The sequence below is a fragment of the Klebsiella sp. SYXHC3 genome (assembly GCF_057196925.1).
In genome coordinates this window covers 1-19,592 of record NZ_JBXUNG010000013.1, presented here as the reverse complement: position 1 = coordinate 19,592, position 19,592 = coordinate 1, and the positions used below count along the sequence as shown (strand labels likewise).

Annotated in this window: 16 protein-coding genes and 1 pseudogene; 6 read left to right on the top strand and 11 right to left on the bottom strand. The window is 50.9% G+C overall.

Features of this window, described 5'->3' with window-relative positions; translation table 11 throughout:
* Window positions 1–103: 103 nt before the first annotated feature.
* Both cls and AC2CGP_RS22005 read left to right on the top strand, forming a co-directional pair.
* Complete coding sequence (cls, locus tag AC2CGP_RS22010) at window positions 104–1,564, top strand: cardiolipin synthase (protein WP_015367063.1); 1,461 nt, start codon at window positions 104–106, stop codon at window positions 1,562–1,564.
* A 34-nt stretch (window positions 1,565–1,598) separates the two neighbouring features.
* Window positions 1,599–1,928: an HI1450 family dsDNA-mimic protein gene (locus tag AC2CGP_RS22005; RefSeq protein WP_015367064.1), complete on the top strand. Its 330-nt coding sequence runs from the start codon at window positions 1,599–1,601 to the stop codon at window positions 1,926–1,928.
* 68 nt (window positions 1,929–1,996) lie between these two features.
* On the opposite strand, the gene AC2CGP_RS22000 is transcribed toward AC2CGP_RS22005, so the two are convergent.
* The 7 genes from AC2CGP_RS22000 to AC2CGP_RS21970 all read right to left on the bottom strand — a co-directional run bounded on the left by AC2CGP_RS22000 (window position 1,997) and on the right by AC2CGP_RS21970 (window position 9,863).
* Window positions 1,997–2,863, bottom strand: a complete 867-nt coding sequence (locus AC2CGP_RS22000; RefSeq protein WP_213759712.1) for an ion transporter — start codon at window positions 2,861–2,863, stop codon at window positions 1,997–1,999.
* Window positions 2,864–2,879: 16 nt separating this feature from the next.
* Entirely contained in the window at window positions 2,880–3,884 is a 1,005-nt protein-coding gene (gene oppF, locus AC2CGP_RS21995) for a murein tripeptide/oligopeptide ABC transporter ATP-binding protein OppF (RefSeq protein ID WP_015367066.1), read from the bottom strand.
* Window positions 3,881–4,894 carry an ABC transporter ATP-binding protein gene (oppD, locus tag AC2CGP_RS21990; protein ID WP_015705106.1) on the bottom strand — a complete coding sequence of 338 codons (1,014 nt, stop codon included), beginning with the start codon at window positions 4,892–4,894 and terminating at the stop codon, window positions 3,881–3,883. The genes oppF and oppD overlap by 4 nt, the downstream gene beginning before the upstream one ends.
* 11 nt (window positions 4,895–4,905) lie before the next feature.
* Entirely contained in the window at window positions 4,906–5,814 is a 909-nt protein-coding gene (oppC, locus tag AC2CGP_RS21985) for an oligopeptide ABC transporter permease OppC (RefSeq protein WP_015367068.1), read from the bottom strand.
* Between the two features lie 14 nt (window positions 5,815–5,828).
* Window positions 5,829–6,749, bottom strand: a complete 921-nt coding sequence (oppB, locus tag AC2CGP_RS21980) for an oligopeptide ABC transporter permease OppB (RefSeq protein ID WP_015367069.1) — start codon at window positions 6,747–6,749, stop codon at window positions 5,829–5,831.
* An 84-nt stretch (window positions 6,750–6,833) separates the two neighbouring features.
* The gene (gene oppA / locus AC2CGP_RS21975; protein WP_015367070.1) at window positions 6,834–8,465 is read right to left on the bottom strand and encodes an oligopeptide ABC transporter substrate-binding protein OppA; all 1,632 of its coding nucleotides are present in this window, start codon (window positions 8,463–8,465) and stop codon (window positions 6,834–6,836) included.
* Window positions 8,466–9,215: 750 nt separating this feature from the next.
* A complete protein-coding gene (locus tag AC2CGP_RS21970; protein WP_015367071.1) occupies window positions 9,216–9,863 on the bottom strand; it encodes a YchE family NAAT transporter in 648 nt (215 codons plus the stop codon).
* A gap of 478 nt (window positions 9,864–10,341) precedes the next feature.
* On the opposite strand from AC2CGP_RS21970, the gene adhE reads away from it, so the two are divergent.
* Window positions 10,342–13,020, top strand: coding sequence for a bifunctional acetaldehyde-CoA/alcohol dehydrogenase (adhE, locus tag AC2CGP_RS21965; RefSeq protein ID WP_015705105.1), 2,679 nt, complete (start codon window positions 10,342–10,344; stop codon window positions 13,018–13,020).
* A gap of 183 nt (window positions 13,021–13,203) precedes the next feature.
* Here adhE and tdk read toward each other — a convergent pair whose 3' ends face one another.
* Window positions 13,204–13,824: a thymidine kinase gene (gene tdk / locus AC2CGP_RS21960; protein WP_015705104.1), complete on the bottom strand. Its 621-nt coding sequence runs from the start codon at window positions 13,822–13,824 to the stop codon at window positions 13,204–13,206.
* Window positions 13,825–14,373: 549 nt separating this feature from the next.
* On the opposite strand from tdk, the gene hns reads away from it, so the two are divergent.
* Entirely contained in the window at window positions 14,374–14,781 is a 408-nt protein-coding gene (gene hns / locus AC2CGP_RS21955) for a histone-like nucleoid-structuring protein H-NS (protein WP_004103116.1), read from the top strand.
* A gap of 125 nt (window positions 14,782–14,906) precedes the next feature.
* On the opposite strand, the gene galU is transcribed toward hns, so the two are convergent.
* The 3 genes from galU to rssA all read right to left on the bottom strand — a co-directional run bounded on the left by galU (window position 14,907) and on the right by rssA (window position 18,009).
* A complete protein-coding gene (galU, locus tag AC2CGP_RS21950) occupies window positions 14,907–15,809 on the bottom strand; it encodes a UTP--glucose-1-phosphate uridylyltransferase GalU (RefSeq protein WP_015367076.1) in 903 nt (300 codons plus the stop codon).
* Window positions 15,810–16,006: 197 nt separating this feature from the next.
* Entirely contained in the window at window positions 16,007–17,020 is a 1,014-nt protein-coding gene (gene rssB / locus AC2CGP_RS21945) for a two-component system response regulator RssB (RefSeq protein ID WP_020079113.1), read from the bottom strand.
* 89 nt (window positions 17,021–17,109) lie between these two features.
* Complete coding sequence (gene rssA, locus AC2CGP_RS21940) at window positions 17,110–18,009, bottom strand: patatin-like phospholipase RssA (RefSeq protein WP_015367078.1); 900 nt, start codon at window positions 18,007–18,009, stop codon at window positions 17,110–17,112.
* Window positions 18,010–18,119: 110 nt separating this feature from the next.
* Here rssA and AC2CGP_RS21935 point away from each other — a divergent pair.
* A pseudogene (locus tag AC2CGP_RS21935) lies at window positions 18,120–18,469 on the top strand (YchJ family metal-binding protein).
* A gap of 44 nt (window positions 18,470–18,513) precedes the next feature.
* Window positions 18,514–19,356 carry a formyltetrahydrofolate deformylase gene (gene purU / locus AC2CGP_RS21930; RefSeq protein WP_015705100.1) on the top strand — a complete coding sequence of 281 codons (843 nt, stop codon included), beginning with the start codon at window positions 18,514–18,516 and terminating at the stop codon, window positions 19,354–19,356.
* Window positions 19,357–19,592: the final 236 nt, after the last annotated feature.

Genomic DNA, 19,592 nt, shown 5'->3' with positions numbered 1-19,592 from the left:
CGATGAATCTGTCTGACCATCGCTTTCGCTGCGTTTTTATTTGCCAGATGGATGTTGATGCGTAAACTCATGGCATCGGGCTATTCAAAAGGATTTTTCATCTATGACAACCTTTTACACGGTCGTAAACTGGCTGGTCATTCTGGGGTACTGGCTGCTGATTGCCGGCGTGACATTACGCATTCTAATGAAACGCCGTGCGGTGCCTTCCGCCATGGCGTGGTTACTGATTATTTACATCCTGCCGCTGGTGGGAATTATCGCCTATCTTTCCTTCGGCGAATTGCATCTTGGAAAACGGCGCGCCGAGCGCGCGCGCGCCATGTGGCCCTCTACCGCCAAATGGCTAACGGACCTGAAAAGCTGCAAGCATATCTTTGCGCAAGAAAATAGCCCGGTTGCCGAATCGCTGTTCAAACTCTGTGAACGTCGCCAGGGGATCGCCGGCGTTAAGGGTAACCAACTGCAGTTGCTAACCGAATCCGATGACGTGATGCAGGCGTTGATTCGCGATATTCAGCTCTCACGACACAATATCGAGATGGTGTTCTATATCTGGCAGCCCGGCGGAATGGCCGATCAGGTCGCCGAGTCGCTGATGGCCGCCGCGCGCCGCGGCGTGCATTGTCGGCTAATGCTCGATTCAGCCGGCAGCGTCGCCTTCTTCCGCAGCCCGTGGGCGGCAATGATGCGTAACGCCGGTATCGAGGTGGTTGAAGCGCTTAAAGTTAATCTGATGCGCGTGTTCTTACGCCGCATGGATCTACGTCAGCATCGTAAAATGGTGATGATCGACAACTATATCGCCTACACCGGCAGCATGAATATGGTCGATCCACGCTACTTCAAACAGGATTCCGGCGTCGGCCAGTGGGTCGATCTGATGGCGCGAATGGAAGGCCCGGTGGCTACGGCCATGGGGATTGTCTACTCCTGCGACTGGGAAATTGAAACCGGCAAGCGAATTTTACCCCCGCCGCCGGACGTCAATATCATGCCGTTTGAAGAGGCTAACGGGCATACCATTCATACTATTGCTTCCGGCCCCGGCTTCCCGGAAGATTTGATTCATCAGGCGTTGTTAACTGCGGCTTATGCGGCGAAAGAACATCTGATCATGACCACCCCCTACTTCGTCCCCAGTGATGATCTGCTGCACGCCATCTGTACCGCAGCCCAGCGCGGCGTCGAGGTCAGTATTATTATGCCGCGCAAAAACGACTCCCTGCTGGTAGGCTGGGCCAGCCGCGCCTTCTTCACTGAACTGCTTGCTGCTGGGGTGAAAATTTATCAATTCGAAGGCGGCCTGCTACATACCAAAAGCGTGCTGGTAGATGGCGAACTGAGCCTGGTCGGTACCGTTAATCTTGATATGCGCAGCCTGTGGCTCAATTTCGAGATCACGCTGGCGATCGACGACGTGGGCTTTGGCGGCGACCTGGCGGCGGTGCAGGACGATTACATCTCCCGCTCGCGCCTGCTGGATGCAAAACTGTGGGCCAAACGACCGCTATGGCAGCGGATCGCAGAGCGACTGTTTTACTTCTTCAGCCCGTTGCTGTAAAACGTGCCCATCAGATGCTTAACGGGTAGCAATCATGGATATGGATTTAAACAATCGCCTGACCGAAGACGAAACGCTCGAACAGGCCTACGATATCTTTCTTGAGCTGGCGGCCGATAACCTCGACCCGGCGGATATCATTCTTTTCAATCTGCAGTTTGAAGAGCGCGGCGGCGCCGAACTGTTTGACCCGGCGGAAGACTGGCAAGAGCATGTCGATTACGACCTCAATCCAGATTTCTTCGCCGAAGTCGTTATTGGCCTGGCCGATACCGATGGCGGCGAGATCAACGATATTTTCGCTCGCGTTCTGCTATGCCGGGAAAAAGATCACAAGCTGTGCCACATTCTGTGGCGCGAATAAGCATTAAGCTAATGCGCCTGTAGAAAAGCCTGCCGACGGTAACATCGGCAGGCTTTTTGTTTTATACGTTATTGCGGTAATTCTGTTCCGCAGGCGTGGCAGAAACGGGCATTTTTATCATGCTCGGCGTTACTGCAGTTTGGGCAAACGCGGCGGGCACGTCGGTTTTGTAGCGCCGTCGTCATATGCGTCGTAATCAGCCCGGTCGGGATGGCGATGATAGAATAACCGATGAGAATAAGCACCGAGGCGAGTATCCGCCCTAATGGCGTATGCGGCGTAATGTCGCCGTATCCCACGGTAGTAATGGTGACGATTGCCCAGTAGACCGAGGCATTTAAGGTGGTAAACCCGTATTGCGGCCCTTCAATTAAATACATCAGCGAGCCAAAAATCACCATCACAATAGCAATAAACGAGTAGAACAGAATGAGCTGGTGACGGGCGCTGATGATAGCCCGCCAAAAAATATTCAGCGACGGCATAAAGCGCAGCAGTTTGAGAATACGCAGCGCGCGGATAACCCGCATGGCCCGCCAGGCAAAGACATACTCAAGGCTCATTTCCGGCCATAACCACATTACATACAGCGGCAGAACGGTCGCCAGATCGATAAATCCCCAGAAGCTGAAGATATAGCGCAGCGGATTCGGCCAGCTTATTACGCGTAAAATATATTCCACGGTGAAGACCGCGGTAATTCCTAATTCCAGCCAGACAAAAACATGCCATTCATCTAGCGACAGGTGATACTGCGAACCGAGTCCAGACTCAACAAAAATAATAACCACGCTCAACAGGGCAAATAAACCGCAAAGCCCTTCAAAACGGCGGCCGGAGCGACGAGTTTGATCGAAGAGTAGATGGTAAAGCCGCAAACGGGCGGCGGAAAGCGAAACTGCCACGTTAACCTCACAATAAAAAAGGGCTGACATCAGTCAGCCCGAGTGATTATAACGGGTCTACCTTCAGGCAGGAAACCGCATGGCGGAAACTGCCCTCCAGCACCGGCCGCGTTTTGGCGCATTCGGGCCCGGCCAATGGGCATCGGGTGCGGAATACACAACCCGATGGCGGATTAATCGGCGAAGGCAACTCCCCTTCCAGCAGTTGGATGGTTTTGTTTTTCTCCAGATCGGGATCCGGCACCGGCACCGCCGACATCAGCGCTTTGGTATAAGGGTGCAGCGGATTGTGGTACACCTCATCATAGGTCCCCAACTCCACCGCGTGGCCTAAATACATCACCAGCACACGGTCGGAAATATGTTTTACTACCGCCAGATCATGGGCGATAAAAATCAATGATAGCCCCATCTCCCGTTGCAGTTGCTGTAGTAAGTTCACCACCTGCGCCTGAATGGAAACGTCCAGCGCCGAAACCGGCTCATCGCAAATAATCAACTTAGGCTCAAGGATCAGCGCACGCGCGATACCAATGCGCTGACACTGGCCGCCGGAGAATTCGTGTGGATAGCGGTTAATCAGGTTCGGCAACAGGCCGACCTTCATCATCATCGCCTTCACGCGATCGCGCACTTCCTGACGAGGCATCTTCGGGTGATAGGTCCGCAGCGGTTCAGCGATGATTTCGCCAATGGTCATACGCGGATTCAGTGAGGCCAGCGGATCCTGAAAGATCATCTGGATATCACTACGCACATCGCGCCACTCTTCAGGTTTCATACCCAGCAGGTCTTTACCCAACCAGGCGACTTTACCGTCGGTGGCTTTCACCAGGCCGATAATGGCGCGGGCGAAGGTCGATTTACCGCAGCCGGATTCGCCAACCACCCCCAGCGTTTCGCCTTCATACAGGCGCAGAGTGACGCCATCGACCGCTTTGAGCGTTTTTGATGGCTGCCAGAACCACTGCTTGCCATCTTTAATATCAAAATGCACCTTCAGATCGGCAATTTCGAGCAGCACTTTTCTTTGTTCGATCACGGCGTTCATAGCAGGTCCCCCACCGGTTTAAAGCAGGCACGCAGGCGGCCTGGCGCAAACGACTCCAGAGGCGGAGCGCTATTACAGATTTCCATGGCATGCGGGCAGCGCGGCTGGAAAGGACACCCTTTCGGCAGACGCAGCAGGTTCGGCGGGTTGCCTGGAATCGTTAGCAAGGAATCGCCTTCGCCATCGAGACGCGGTACCGCATTGAGTAAACCGATCGAGTACGGGTGCGACGGTTGATAGAAGACGTCGCGCGCCTGACCGTATTCCATGGTGCGCCCGGCGTACATCACCAGTACCTTATCGCAGATCCCCGCGACCACGCCGAGGTCGTGGGTAATCATAATAATCGCGGTGTTGAATTCGCGCTTCAGCTCGTTGAGCAAGGTCATGATCTGCGCCTGCACCGTGACGTCCAACGCGGTGGTCGGTTCATCCGCGATCAGCAGTTTTGGCCGACATAACAGCGCCATGGCGATCATCACGCGTTGGCGCATCCCGCCGGAGAACTCGTGCGGGAACATCTTCATGCGCTTGCGCGCTTCCGGCATCTTTACCGCATCAAGCATCCTTACCGACTCTTCAAAAGCCGCGGCTTTGCTCAGCCCTTTATGCAGCATCAGCACTTCCATCAACTGCTCGCCGACCCGCATATAAGGGTTCAACGAGGTCATCGGGTCCTGGAAAATCATCGAAATCTGTTCGGCACGCAGCTTATTCAGATCGCGCTCGGGCAAATTAAGGATTTCGCGACCGTTAAAAGTGGCGGAACCGCTAATATGGCCATTCGCGGCCAAAAGTCCCATTAGCGCGAACGCCGTTTGCGATTTACCGGAACCTGACTCACCGACGATGCCTAAGGTTTCGCCGGCCCTCAGGTTAAAATTCAGATCGTTAACCGCGGTGACATCGCCGTCTGGCGTTTTAAACGTCACCCGAAGATCCTTCACATCCAGCAGCAGACCGCTTTGCTGCGCGGCCTGCGGCGCTTTAGTCATTTCAATTGTGCTCATGACGGCGCTCCTTAGCGGTCTTTCGGGTCGAGGGCATCACGCAGGCCATCGCCGATAAAGTTAAAACAAAACAGCGTTACCACCAGGAACCCGGCAGGGAACAACAACAGCCACGGCGATACCTCCATTGAGTTGGCGCCATCACTGAGTAATGCGCCCCAACTGCTCAGCGGCTCCTGGGTCCCAAGGCCGAGGAAGCTCAGGAAGGATTCGAACAGAATCATGCTAGGTACCAACAATGATGCGTAAACCACAACTACACCCAGCACGTTCGGCACGATATGACGAATAACGATATTCGCGGTAGAGACCCCGCCGACCTGCGCGGCTTCAATGAACTCTTTACGTTTCAGACTCAGGGTCTGACCGCGTACGATACGCGCCATATCCAGCCACGACACCATCCCGATAGCCACAAAGATCAGCAGGATGTTCTGGCCAAAGAAGGTGACCAGCAGGATCACAAAGAACATAAACGGGAAGGAGTTGAGGATTTCCAGTAAACGCATCATCACCGAGTCCACTTTGCCGCCGAGATAGCCGGAAAGCGAACCATAGAGGGTACCGAGGATCACCGCCACCAGCGCCGCGGCAACGCCAACCATCAACGATATGCGCCCGCCAATCGCCACGCGCACCAGCAGGTCGCGGCCGGATGAATCGGTACCAAAATAGTGACCAGACTCCATATCCGGAGCGTTGGACATCATCCCCCAGTCGGTATCGAAATAGGAGAACTGCGACAGCATTGGAGCGATAGTCACAAACAGTGCAATAATCACCAGCACAATCAGGCTGGCCACCGCCGCGCGGTTATGCATAAAGCGACGACGCGCATCCTGCCACAGGCTACGGCCCTCAACTTCCAGCTTCTCACTGAAGTGCTCCAGCGCCTCGCTGTTTTTCTTACTTAACATCATGGCGAACTCCGGCTTCAGTAGCGAATTTTCGGATCGATAACGGCGTACAGTACGTCGACGATCGCGTTAAACAGAATGGTCAGCGCGCCGACCAGAATCGTCAGGCTGAGCACCAGCGAGTAGTCGCGGTTAAGTGCCCCGTTAACGAATAACTGGCCAATACCCGGCAGGCCGTAAATCGTTTCGATAACCATTGAGCCGGTGATAATGCCGACGAATGCCGGCCCCATATAGGAAAGCACCGGCAGCAACGCAGGCTTCAGCGCGTGGCGGAAGATAATTCGGCGCATCGGCAGGCCTTTCGCCCGTGCGGTACGGATGAAGTTGGAGTGCAAAACTTCAATCATCGATCCACGGGTAATACGGGCGATACTGGCAATATATGCCAGCGATAACGCCACCATCGGCAGGATCATAAATTTCAGCGCCCCGCCGTTCCAACCGCCGCCAGGCAGCCAATGCAACGTGATGGCGAAAATCATCACCAATAGCGGCGCCACCACAAAACTCGGTATGACGACGCCGGTCATTGCCACCCCCATCACCGCGTAGTCCCATTTGGTATTTTGTTTTAACGCGGCAATAACCCCGGCGCTGACGCCCAGGATTACCGCTAATAAAAAGGCGGCAAGGCCTAATTTGGCGGAAACCGGGAAGCTTGATGCCACCAGATCGTTCACCGAATAATCTTTATATTTAAAGGAAGGACCAAAATCACCGTGCGCCAGCTGCTTCAGATAATTGAAGTACTGGGTCATGATGGGGTCGTTTAAATGATATTTCGCTTCAATGTTCGCCATGACTTCCGGCGGCAGCGTACGTTCACCGGTAAAAGGACTGCCCGGCGCGAGACGCATCATGAAGAAAGAGATAGTAATAAGGATGAATAGCGTCGGAATCGCTTCCAGACAGCGACGTAATATGAATTTTAACATTGCCCGTACCTTCTGGCCTGTGCCTATCGAGTGCGATGAATTCAGACACGGTGGGGCAAGCTCTGCCTGCCCCACGTCTTGCCATTAATGTTTGATAATATAAAGGTTCTTCACGTAAATATTATCCAACGGGTCTTTACCGGTATAACCGCCAACCCACGGTTTAACCAGGCGCGCGTTCACATAGTAGTAAACCGGAACAATCGCGGAATCTTTATCCAACTGTTGCTCCGACTGCGCGTACAGCTCTGCGCGTTTCGCTTCATCGGTGACCTGCAAGGTATCGCCGATGATCTTATCAAATGCCGGGCTCTTATAATGCGCCGTGTTGTTAGAACTATCGCTGAGCATGGTGTTCAGGAACGATGTCGGCTCATTGTAATCAGCACACCAGCCGGCGCGGGCGACGTCAAAGGTGCCTTGATGGCGGCTGTCGAGGAAGGTTTTCCACTCCTGATTTTCCAGCTTAACGTTAGCGCCAAGGTTTTTCTTCCAGATGGACGCCACGGCAATAGCCAGTTTTTTATGTAAGTCGGAAGTGTTATACAGCAGGTTAAAGGTCAGCGGCTTATCAGCGGTATAACCGGCTTCCGCCAGTAATTTTTTCGCTTCTTCATTACGCTTTTCCTGAGACCATTTGAACCACTCGGGTTCAACGAGTTTCATGCCGTCGGTGTATGGCGGGGTGTAACTGTAAGCCGGCAGATCGCCCTGGTTTTTCACTTTATTGACGATAATATCGCGATCCAGCGCCAGCTTAAGCGCGGTACGGACGCGTACGTCGGTAAATGGCGCTTTCTGGTTATTGATTTCGTAATAATAAGTACACAGATAAGGATCGACGTGAACTTCTTTCGGGATCTCTTTTTTCAGCTTCTGGAACAGTTCAATCGGCATGTTGTTATAGGTCATGTCGATTTCGCCGCTGCGGTAGCGGTTCACATCGGTAACTTCAGAAGAAATTGGCAGGTAAGTTACCTGGTTAATAACCGTTTTAGCGTTGTCCCAGTAATTCGTATTACGCTCGAGCACAATACGTTCGTTCACCACCCAATCTTTTAGTTTATAGGCGCCATTGGTGACGATATTCGCCGGCTGAGTCCATTTTTCACCATATTTTTCGATGGCGGCTTTTGGTACTGGGGAAACGGATGGATGGACAAGGAGTTTATAGAAATAAGGGACCGGCTCGCTCAGGGTGACTTCAAAGGTTTTGTCGTCGATCGCTTTGACGCCGAGATCGGTTGCTGGTTTTTTGCCAGCGATAATCTCATCGACGTTGGCGACATGGCCGTACTGGAGATAGCTGGCGTACGGTGATGCTGTTTTCGGGTCGGCCAGACGCTGCCAGCTATAAACGAAATCTTGCGCGGTAACCGGCGAGCCATCAGACCATTTGGCATCTTTGCGAATATGGAAAGTCCAGACTTTAAAATCTTTGTTATCCCACGATTCGGCAACGCCCGGAACAGGATGGCCGTTAAGATCGCCAATCACTAACCCTTCAAACAGATCGCGGTTAACGTTGGACTCCGGTACACCTTCAATTTTATGCGGATCCAGAGATTGCACCTCTGCCCCGTTATTACGCACCAGCGTTTGTTTATCCGCCAGTTGCACCCCGGCAGGAACATCCGCTGCCATAGCAACATTTGCGGTGATGAGCGCAGATAAAATTCCCGCCGCTACCAGACTTTTTTTAGTGATGATGGTCATGTGTTGTTACTCCACTCATTATAATTACTGGTTATTTAACCAGCCTGTTATTTTTCCCTTATAGGGATTCTGTACAGTGCAGGAGTCTTTGCCGCTGTCAGATTTTACTGCTTGCTATCACCGACTTATTTATTACGACCGCTCAAACGGCAGCCTTGACGTCGATTCTTTACCCCCTGTCCAGAGGGGAATGTCGGCACAACGAGTCATTTAATAATAATTCTCATTTGTGCATATTAGTTAGTTAGCGATCAGGCCGGAAAGTACCAAAACGATTTCTTGTCCGCCAATGCAATTTGCAAATATGTTACCGGATTCTCTTTTATTGTTTTTTTTACCGTGCTTATCGTAAGGCTTATAACGCCAAAAAAGAAAAAACATTGTTTTTAATCAGCAAGATAGGACCACCCTGTCGTTTTGCGGCCCGGCCCTGCGCGCGAAGTTGCTTTTTTGTACAAAAATTTAACAGTTGTCTATTTTTTAGCACATTAATCTGCTGTCTCAATGAAATTACTAATATCATTTCAATGATCCGACAGCAAGCGCCAGAGAATGGTGTGATGAAAATAACAGTGACGACAGGAGAAAGACAGTACGGCGAGATAGAATAAAATCAACTAACCATATGATAAATATAAAATTAAATCATCATTAGCAAAAGTTATCGTTTGTCTTTTTTATTAGTGCCAGGAATAACTTTTGCTAATAATCTTTCAAACGCGAGGCCCAACCCCGCGCCTGATACACCGGCTATGCTGTCAATCCAGGAAACAACGCTTTAATCCCGGTAACAATAAACTCGATGCCTAAAGCCATCAGTAACAGACCCATGATACGTGTAATGACGTTAATACCGGTCTGCCCCAGCAATCTGACTAACCATGGCGCCATGCGGAAAATTCCCCAACAACAGGCGGCAAACAACGCAATAGCGATTGAAAAACCAATCAGATGGGCAATCGAGTGATAACGCGTGCCCCACACGATCGTGGAACTAATAGCCCCCGGCCCCGCCATTAAAGGTAATGCCAACGGTACGACACCGATGCTTTCACGAATGGCCGTCTCCGACTTCTCTTGTTTATTTTGTTTATCTTCGCCGAGTTTGCCGCTGATCATCGACATGGCGATCGTCACCACCAGGATCCCGCCGGCAATACGGAAGGAATCAATTGAGATGCCGAAAATTTGTAAGATGCCATCGCCAAGAAAGAGCGAGGTAAGCAGGATGATACCCACCGACAGGTTAGCCGTCAGATTCGTCTTATTACGTACCAGCGCCGTCTGGTAACTGGTCATACTAATGAAAACCGGAATGATGCCAACCGGATTGACCAGCGCGAACAGGCCGATAAAAAATTTAAAATAAATAGCGAAATCAAACAACGGTAGGGTCACAGTGAACTCCGCAGCACCATTAAAAAAGGCTGTTGACAGTATCGGTACAAAATAATTGCGCAGAAGATACCCTTTTCATCGCCACAATTCATCTCAAATATGCAGCCGGGGTTTATTGATTTTATTTGTTATATATTTGTTTCGCGCATGCACTTTATTCATTAAATATGCATATCTTATCATTAATCTTGACTTGATTGGTTAATTATTGACCTGCTGAAAGGTATCAGCATCGCCAAATATTGATCCAAATCACGTAATTAATACTCAGAAGTGAGTAATCTTGGCTACATCAACAGAGTGAAAGGCCGAAGTACCTGAGTGCGTAGTGAGACAAAGCTTTTTTAGTAAATCAGTGGGTTCAAAGCGTTAGAAATCTTTACGTTAACATTTACATGCAAGCTGTTAACAGCCTGTCTATAATGTCGAATCGAGCTACTGTTTTACTAAAAAAGTTTAACATTATCAGGAGAGCATTATGGCTGTTACTAATGTCGCTGAACTTAACGCACTTGTAGAGCGCGTAAAAAAAGCCCAGCGTGAATATGCCAGTTTCACTCAAGAACAAGTTGATAAGATCTTCCGTGCTGCCGCTCTGGCCGCTGCAGATGCTCGAATCCCTCTCGCTAAAATGGCTGTTGCCGAATCCGGCATGGGTATTATTGAAGATAAAGTGATCAAAAACCACTTCGCTTCCGAATATATCTACAACGCCTATAAAGATGAAAAGACCTGTGGCGTCCTGTCTGAAGACGACACTTTCGGTACCATCACCATTGCTGAGCCAATCGGTATTATTTGCGGTATCGTCCCGACTACCAACCCGACTTCTACTGCTATCTTCAAATCGCTGATCAGCCTGAAGACGCGTAACGCCATCATCTTCTCTCCGCACCCACGTGCTAAAGACGCGACTAACAAAGCAGCGGACATCGTATTGCAGGCAGCGATTGCCGCAGGCGCGCCGAAAGATCTGATCGGTTGGATCGACCAGCCTTCCGTAGAACTGTCTAACGCACTGATGCATCATCCTGACATCAACCTGATCCTCGCCACCGGCGGCCCAGGTATGGTTAAGGCCGCTTATAGCTCCGGTAAACCAGCTATCGGCGTTGGCGCGGGCAACACGCCGGTTGTTATTGATGAAACGGCTGATATCAAACGCGCTGTGGCGTCCGTACTGATGTCGAAAACCTTCGATAACGGCGTTATCTGTGCTTCTGAACAATCCGTGGTGGTTGTCGACTCCGTCTACGACGCCGTCCGCGAGCGTTTTGCCAGCCACGGCGGCTACCTGCTGCAGGGTAAAGAGTTGAAAGCCGTTCAGGACATCATCCTGAAAAATGGCGCGCTGAATGCGGCGATCGTTGGTCAACCAGCGGCAAAAATCGCTGAACTGGCAGGCTTCACCGTGCCAGCCACCACTAAGATTCTGATCGGCGAAGTTACCGACGTTGACGAAAGCGAACCGTTCGCTCACGAAAAACTGTCTCCGACGCTGGCAATGTACCGTGCGAAAGATTTCGAAGACGCGGTCAATAAAGCAGAAAAACTGGTCGCCATGGGCGGTATCGGTCACACCTCTTGCCTGTACACCGACCAGGACAACCAGCCGGCTCGCGTGGCCTACTTCGGCCAGATGATGAAAACCGCGCGTATCCTGATCAACACCCCGGCCTCCCAGGGTGGTATCGGCGACCTGTATAACTTCAAACTCGCACCTTCCCTGACTCTGGGTTGTGGTTCCTGGGGTGGTAACTCCATCTCTGAAAACGTTGGTCCGAAACACCTGATCAACAAGAAAACCGTTGCTAAGCGAGCTGAAAACATGTTGTGGCATAAACTTCCGAAATCTATCTACTTCCGTCGTGGCTCACTGCCAATCGCACTGGATGAAGTGATTACTGATGGTCACAAACGCGCGCTGATTGTGACTGACCGCTTCCTGTTCAACAACGGTTACGCGGACCAGATCACTTCCGTACTGAAAGCGGCTGGCGTAGAAACCGAAGTGTTCTTTGAAGTTGAAGCTGACCCAACGCTGACTATCGTGCGTAAAGGCGCGGATCTGGCCAACTCCTTCAAACCAGACGTAATCATCGCCTTGGGCGGCGGTTCCCCGATGGATGCGGCAAAAATCATGTGGGTCATGTACGAGCACCCGGAAACCCACTTCGAAGAACTGGCGCTGCGCTTTATGGATATCCGTAAACGTATCTACAAGTTCCCGAAAATGGGCGTCAAAGCCAAGATGGTTGCCATTACCACCACCTCCGGTACCGGTTCTGAAGTTACCCCGTTCGCCGTGGTAACCGACGATGCAACTGGACAGAAATATCCGCTGGCCGACTACGCTCTGACTCCGGATATGGCGATTGTCGATGCCAACCTGGTCATGGATATGCCGAAGTCTCTCTGTGCCTTCGGTGGTCTGGATGCCGTGACTCACGCTCTGGAAGCTTACGTCTCCGTACTGGCTTCTGAGTTCTCCGATGGTCAGGCTCTGCAGGCGCTGAAACTGCTGAAAGAGTATCTGCCGGCCTCTTACCATGAAGGTTCTAAGAACCCGGTAGCCCGTGAACGTGTGCACAGCGCCGCCACTATCGCCGGTATCGCGTTTGCTAACGCCTTCCTCGGCGTGTGCCACTCAATGGCGCACAAACTGGGCTCGCAGTTCCACATTCCTCACGGTCTGGCAAACGCCCTGCTGATCAGCAACGTTATCCGCTATAACGCGAATGACAACCCGACCAAGCAGACCGCATTCAGCCAGTATGACCGTCCGCAGGCGCGCCGTCGCTACGCTGAGATCGCAGACCACCTGGGTCTGAGCGCTCCGGGCGACCGCACTGCGGCGAAAATCGAGAAACTGCTGGCATGGCTGGAAAGCCTCAAAGCTGAACTGGGTATTCCGAAATCTATTCGCGAAGCCGGCGTTCAGGAAGCTGATTTCCTGGCTCACGTCGATAAGCTGTCTGAAGACGCCTTCGATGACCAGTGCACCGGCGCTAACCCGCGCTACCCGCTGATCGCCGAGCTGAAACAGATTCTGCTGGATACCTACTACGGTCGTGACTTTGTAGAAGGTGAAGCGGCGGCTGTGAAAAAAGAAGCGGCTCCGGCCAAAGCTGAGAAAAAAGCGAAAAAATCCGCTTAATTCGCAGAATTGAAATGAACGAAGCCCCATCTATTGATGGGGCTTTTTTTATATTCGTACTTTATTAGAGTTACATCCAGGAGTAGTGAATGCAATAAATCTGGTGAAGTCGGAATAAAGGAACCGATTCCATAAAAGACAACAGGCGCCATTTAGACGCCTGAAGGTAATGAAATTACAGCATTATTCGCCGTGACGCAGCTTACTTTGCACCTGAGTTAATGAACCGGTGCTTAACGCCTCTTTATAATGCTTACGGCATACGGAAACGTACCGCTCATTACCGCCAATCACTACCTGTTCTCCTTCATTGTATGGCCGCCCTTCCTGATCAAGACGTAACACCATGCTTGCCTTACGGCCACAGAAGCAAATCGTTTTTAACTCAACCAGTTTATCCGACCATGCTAACAAATACTGGCTACCGCTGAATAACTCACCGCGGAAATCTGTACGCAAGCCGTAGCACAATACAGGGATATCCAGCTCATCCACGACTTCTGAGAGCTCATGAACCTGTTCACGGGTCAGGAACTGGCTTTCGTCCACCAGTACGCAATGGATGGGCTGGCGGGCATGTTCTGACGCTATATCGGCATATAACGACGTCTGAGGATTATACAGCCGCGCTGGTGAAGAAAGCCCGATTCGTGAGCTCACTTTGCCAGAACCAAAACGGTCGTCAATTTCAGCGGTATAAACGACGGTACGCATCCCTCGTTCCTGGTAATTGTACGACGACTGCAACAGCGCAGTAGACTTACCTGCATTCATTGCAGAATAGTAAAAATAAAGTTGTGCCATCGGCTGCGTAACCCCAATCAATGTGTTTTACCGCGCAATTGTATCATATATTACTGAGCCTACCGTGCTTTCACGGCGGTATTGCTGCTGGTTTAATGACAATGCTTTACAACAAATGAAACGGCCAGCGAAGGAATAGCGTTCAGACATCACCGTCACCACGGTAGCAGATACAAATCATTGTCGTTTTGTGCTTAAACCGCCATTCTCCAGACAACTATAATGGGTTTTGGTCGCCAATTTATATTAAACATCACCATAACTAATGCGCTAAAACTGAAGTGTGATATTTATCCACGTGAAGTATAAATTTACTCTCGAAACGCAGGAAAATCATCCTGACTCATGGTTTTAGCGTCAGTGCGTATGCTTAAGCTATAAGCGAGAAGATGTGAAGTCGCGCGAAAATTTAACTTAAATTATTTAATCAACCAGACAAATAACAAGTAATTTTGAATTCCTTACATTCTCCCCTATTGCACATCTGATTTTATCGCTCTATTATTAGTTCAACAAACCACCCCACAATATAAGTTTGAGATTACTACAATGAGCGAAGCACTTAAAATTTTGAACAACATCCGTACTCTTCGTGCGCAGGCAAGAGAATGCACCCTTGAAACGCTTGAAGAGATGCTGGAAAAATTAGAAGTTGTCGTTAACGAACGTCGTGAAGAAGAAAGCGCCGCTGCTGCTGAAATTGAAGAGCGCACTCGTAAACTGCAACAGTACCGCGAAATGCTGATCGCTGACGGTATTGATCCGAATGAACTGCTGAGCACTATGGCAGCAGTTAAAGCTGGCACCAAAACTAAACGTGCTGCACGTCCGGCAAAATACAGCTACGTTGATGAAAACGGCGAAACTAAAACCTGGACTGGCCAGGGTCGTACTCCGGCAGTCATCAAGAAAGCAATGGACGAGCAAGGTAAAACACTGGACGATTTCCTGCTCTAATTTGCTTTACGCTTGATATAAAAATCCCGCTTCGGCGGGATTTTTTTTATCATTACACGCTGAAAGTATCAGGCATAAAAAAACCGGTTCGCTATCAGGCGAACCGGTTTCTCGGGTGGCGAATATTACTTCGCGACCGCTTGCGCAAGCCAGGCTTTAAAGTCTTCGCCCAGAGTTTTATGGCGAACACCATATTCTACGAAGGCCTGCATATAGCCGAGCTTATTACCGCAGTCATGGCTTTTGCCTTTCATGTGGTAAGCTTCAACGGTTTCTTTCTCGATCAGCATATCGATAGCATCTGTCAGCTGAATTTCATCACCGGCTCCCGGAGGGGTTTTCGCCAGCAGCGGCCAAATATCGGCGCTCAGCACATAACGACCGACTACCGCCAGGTTAGACGGCGCGACGTCTGCTTTTGGTTTCTCAACAACACCAACCATCGGCACGCTTTCGCCAGGCTGCAGGCTTTCACCTTTGCAGTCAACAACACCATAAGCGGTGACGTCTTCAACCGGCTCAACCATGATCTGGCTGGCGCCCGTTTCGTCAAAGCGAGCAATCATCTCCGCCAGGTTATCACGGGTCAGATCGGACTCATATTCGTCCAGAATCACGTCGGGCAGAATAACCGCAACCGGCTCATCGCCGACAACCGGATGCGCGCACAGCACCGCGTGGCCCAGACCTTTAGCCAGCCCCTGACGTACCTGCATAATGGTGACGTGCGGCGGACAGATAGACTGAACTTCTTCCAGAAGCTGACGTTTTACACGTTTTTCCAGCATCGCTTCGAGTTCGAAGCTGGTATCGAAATGGTTTTCAATAGAATTTTTCGAAGAGTGTGTCACCAGAACAATTTCAGTAATCCCAGCGGCGATACATTCGTTAACAACATATTGGATTAATGGTTTATCTACCAGTGGCAGCATTTCTTTCGGAATAGCCTTGGTGGCGGGTAGCATCCTGGTGCCTAATCCCGCTACCGGGATAACAGCTTTTCTTACTTTAGAATTAAGGGCAGCCATTGAAATCTCCTGGACTGTTCGTTTTTTGAACTTAATGTCAATAAATAACGCATCGAGTATATCAGTCTGATCAGTTAAACCTGGTCTGAAAAGGTATGGATACCCTCGAATTAGGACTTTTACGCATAAAACGCAGTGATAGTACCACCGGAAATGTAGGCCCGGTAATCCCACCTACTAAAAATAGAGCGAATTGTTCAATCTGCAGACAACATCAGGCGTAAACGTCCCCCTGCTCCCCAAATTTGGCACTGCCAGGATGTGCAGCGCTGGCTAATTTGGTTGAGGTATGCGTTGCCCAACGTTCCTAATGGAACGCCGTTACTAATTTGAATTTTATGCTCTCCGGTATTCAACGTACCGTTAAGACCGGCAGAAACCAGAATCAAATTTTTTAATCCGCTGTGATAATAACCAACCAACAATGGGAATTGACCCGGTAAATTGGCCTGGCGGAGTAATTGGTTAACTTGTTTTAACAATGCGCCCATTTCCGGCAGGCGCTGTCCCTGATGAGCAAGTTGTTCTTGCAGCAAACCATTAAACAAAGCGCGTAATAATAATGCCGCCAGAACGCCATTATCGCCAGCGCGGGTGACATCCAGGCAATAAAACGCCAGATCGTTTTCTGATAACGGCGCAATATCCAGCACCAACCCCGGCTTATCCGCTGAGATAAGCTGACGATAATTGATACGACAATGGGAAATCTCCTGCTGCACCGGCGGCTGAAGTTCCTGTAATAACCTTGACGCCGCCAGGGGATCGCTAACTAACGCGTCCCAGTCTTCAAATAATCTCTCTTCCTCTTCAACTCGTGAACTAAACATTGTCGGGTAGAGACATGCATACACCGTTTCACGCAGGCGATTAAAATCTTTTACCGGCTTCAGTAAGACATCCTGCACGCCAAGACGTAATGCTTTAGCAATATCCGCCATGTTTTCGGTCGCTGAAATCATCAGAATCGGGAGCTGTTCACCCTGGTTGCGAACCTGCTCAACCAGTTCAAGGCCGTTCATCCTCGGCATCGAGATATCGCAAATCATCAGATCCGGTTTCGAAATCGCGATTTGCTGTAGCGCTTCAATGCCGTCTTCCGCCTGGCGGGTAGTCGCCCCCAGGGAAGTTAGCCAGCTATCAAGGAGAGAGCGGAAAACGGGTTCGTCTTCAACTATCAGAATCTGTTTTCCCGCCAATGGCTGCGTCATGTTCTCTCCCCTGGCTGACGATAATTAAATAGTGGCACGCTATTCACGCTATCGCCTGTCAGAATTTACTTAAGTGTTGGACAAGTGCGCTACGCGGAAGTGCGCACCAAGGGTAATAATTCATCCATTTTTTTCTCAACGGCCAGCTGTCCTGCGGCCATCGCTTCGCCAGCACGATGAAAATCAAGAGTGGAGATTTGCGGACAAAACGGCTGGAGCAGGATATCCGGCGGATCGCCTGCCATACGATTACGTTTCAGGCGATTTTCCAGCACCTGTATCGAGGTTGACATAATCTCCATCGCCGTGGGGGTTATTGTCGCACGGCGAGAGCTCATTCTCCCCAACCGGGATCGCAGACGGGAATGCCAACTGAGCTCCTCTATCGGCTCCGGACGAGGCGACTCTATTGATAATAAATCCTGTTGCATAAGATGGGCGTCATGCTGGAGATCGACGGCAATCACAATATCCGCCCCCAAAGCTCGCGTCAGTGAGACCGGGACCGGATTAACCACCGCGCCATCCACCAGCCAGTAGCCGTTATGCATCACCGGCGACATCAGGCCAGGCATACTACAAGAAGCGCGGACCGCCATGTGCAGATCGCCTTCCGTAAACCATAATTCGCGCCCGGTACTCAGATTAGTCGCCACGGCGGCAAAACGGCGTTCGCACGCTTCAATTTGCGCGACGGGCATAATTTGCCGGTATTGATTGAACACGCGCTCGCCGCGTAACAGTCCGCCGCGCCGCCAGGAGAGATCCATCAATCGCAGCACGTCCCAGTTGCTAAAGGAGCTAACCCACTTTTCCAGCGCAGGGAGGCGATTGCAGGCGTAGGCCGCACCGACTAAGGCACCAATCGAACATCCCGCTACCACATCGACATCAACTCCCGCCCGATGCAGCGCTTTGATCACGCCGATATGCGACCAACCGCGCGCGGCGCCAGCCCCTAGCGCTAAACCAATCTTTAGCTTTCTCATTAGTACAGATACATATCCTTCCACTCCGAGCATGACATCAGCGCCATCGCTCAGTTAACATAATGCACTTTGGCGCTCTGGCGCCGTCATTCTTTTCCATGGAGGCGATTTTGTCGCAATTATGCCCCTGTGGCAGCGCTCTGGAGTATAGCTCATGTTGCCAGCGATATCTGACTGGCGGTCAGCTTGCGCCGATATCGAAAAAGGCTTTGCCAATACGCAGTGGCTTGGTTTAACCGTTTTCGCAACCGATAACGGCCGTAGTTCCGATGAAGGCTTCGTCAGCTTTATCGCGCGCTTTACTGAAGATAACCGTCCCGGCGCGATTATTGAACGTTCCAGATTCTTAAAAGAAAACGGACAGTGGTACTATATTGACGGCACCCGACCATTAATTGGTCGTAATGACCCCTGCCCTTGCGGCTCAGGTAAAAAATTTAAAAAATGCTGCGGCCAGTAAGGCCCGGCATCAGCAATTGCAAACACAACAGGATTTTCCCCGCGATGCATTCATTACAACGTAAAGTACTACGCACCATTTGCCCTGATCAGAAAGGCCTCATCGCGCGTATCACGAATATTTGTTACAAACACGAGCTGAACATTGTACAGAACAATGAGTTTGTCGATCATCGTACCGGCCGCTTCTTTATGCGTACCGAGCTCGAAGGTATCTTTAATGACGCCACCCTGCTCGCCGATCTCGATAGCGCGCTGCCGGAAGGCTCAATCCGTGAACTCAATCCCGCGGGCCGTCGCCGAGTGGTGATTCTCGTCACCAAAGAAGCTCACTGTCTCGGCGATCTGCTGATGAAAGCCAACTATGGCGGTCTGGATGTCGACATCGCCGCGGTTATCGGCAACCATGAAACGCTGCGCACGCTGGTAGAACGTTTTGATATTCCTTTTGAGCTGGTGAGCCATGAAGGATTGAGCCGCGAAGAGCACGACCAGCGGATGGGTGATGCGATAGCCGCCCACGATCCGGATTACGTGGTACTGGCAAAATACATGCGCGTGCTTACCCCGGAGTTTGTCGCCCGCTTCCCGAACAAAATCATTAATATCCACCACTCATTCCTGCCAGCGTTTATCGGCGCGCGTCCGTATCATCAGGCCTATGAGCGCGGCGTGAAGATCATTGGCGCCACCGCCCACTACGTAAATGATAATCTGGATGAAGGCCCAATCATCATGCAGGACGTGATTCATGTCGATCATACCTATACCGCCGAAGATATGATGCGCGCAGGCCGCGACGTGGAAAAAAACGTCTTAAGCCGCGCGCTGTATCAGGTGCTGGCGCAACGCGTCTTTGTTTACGGTAATCGGACGATTATTCTTTAATCGACAGCGAAATGAATTGGTTAGCTTTGCGGCGTTACGCGTAAAAATCAGGCAACCAGTTTAATTTTGTCAAAGGAATGCTTTACAGGGGCGCGTCATTTGGTATGATGCGCCCCGCTTCCCGAGAAGGGAGCAGGCCAGTACAAAGCATTACCCCGTGGTGGGGTTCCCGAGCGGCCAAAGGGAGCAGACTGTAAATCTGCCGTCATCGACTTCGAAGGTTCGAATCCTTCCCC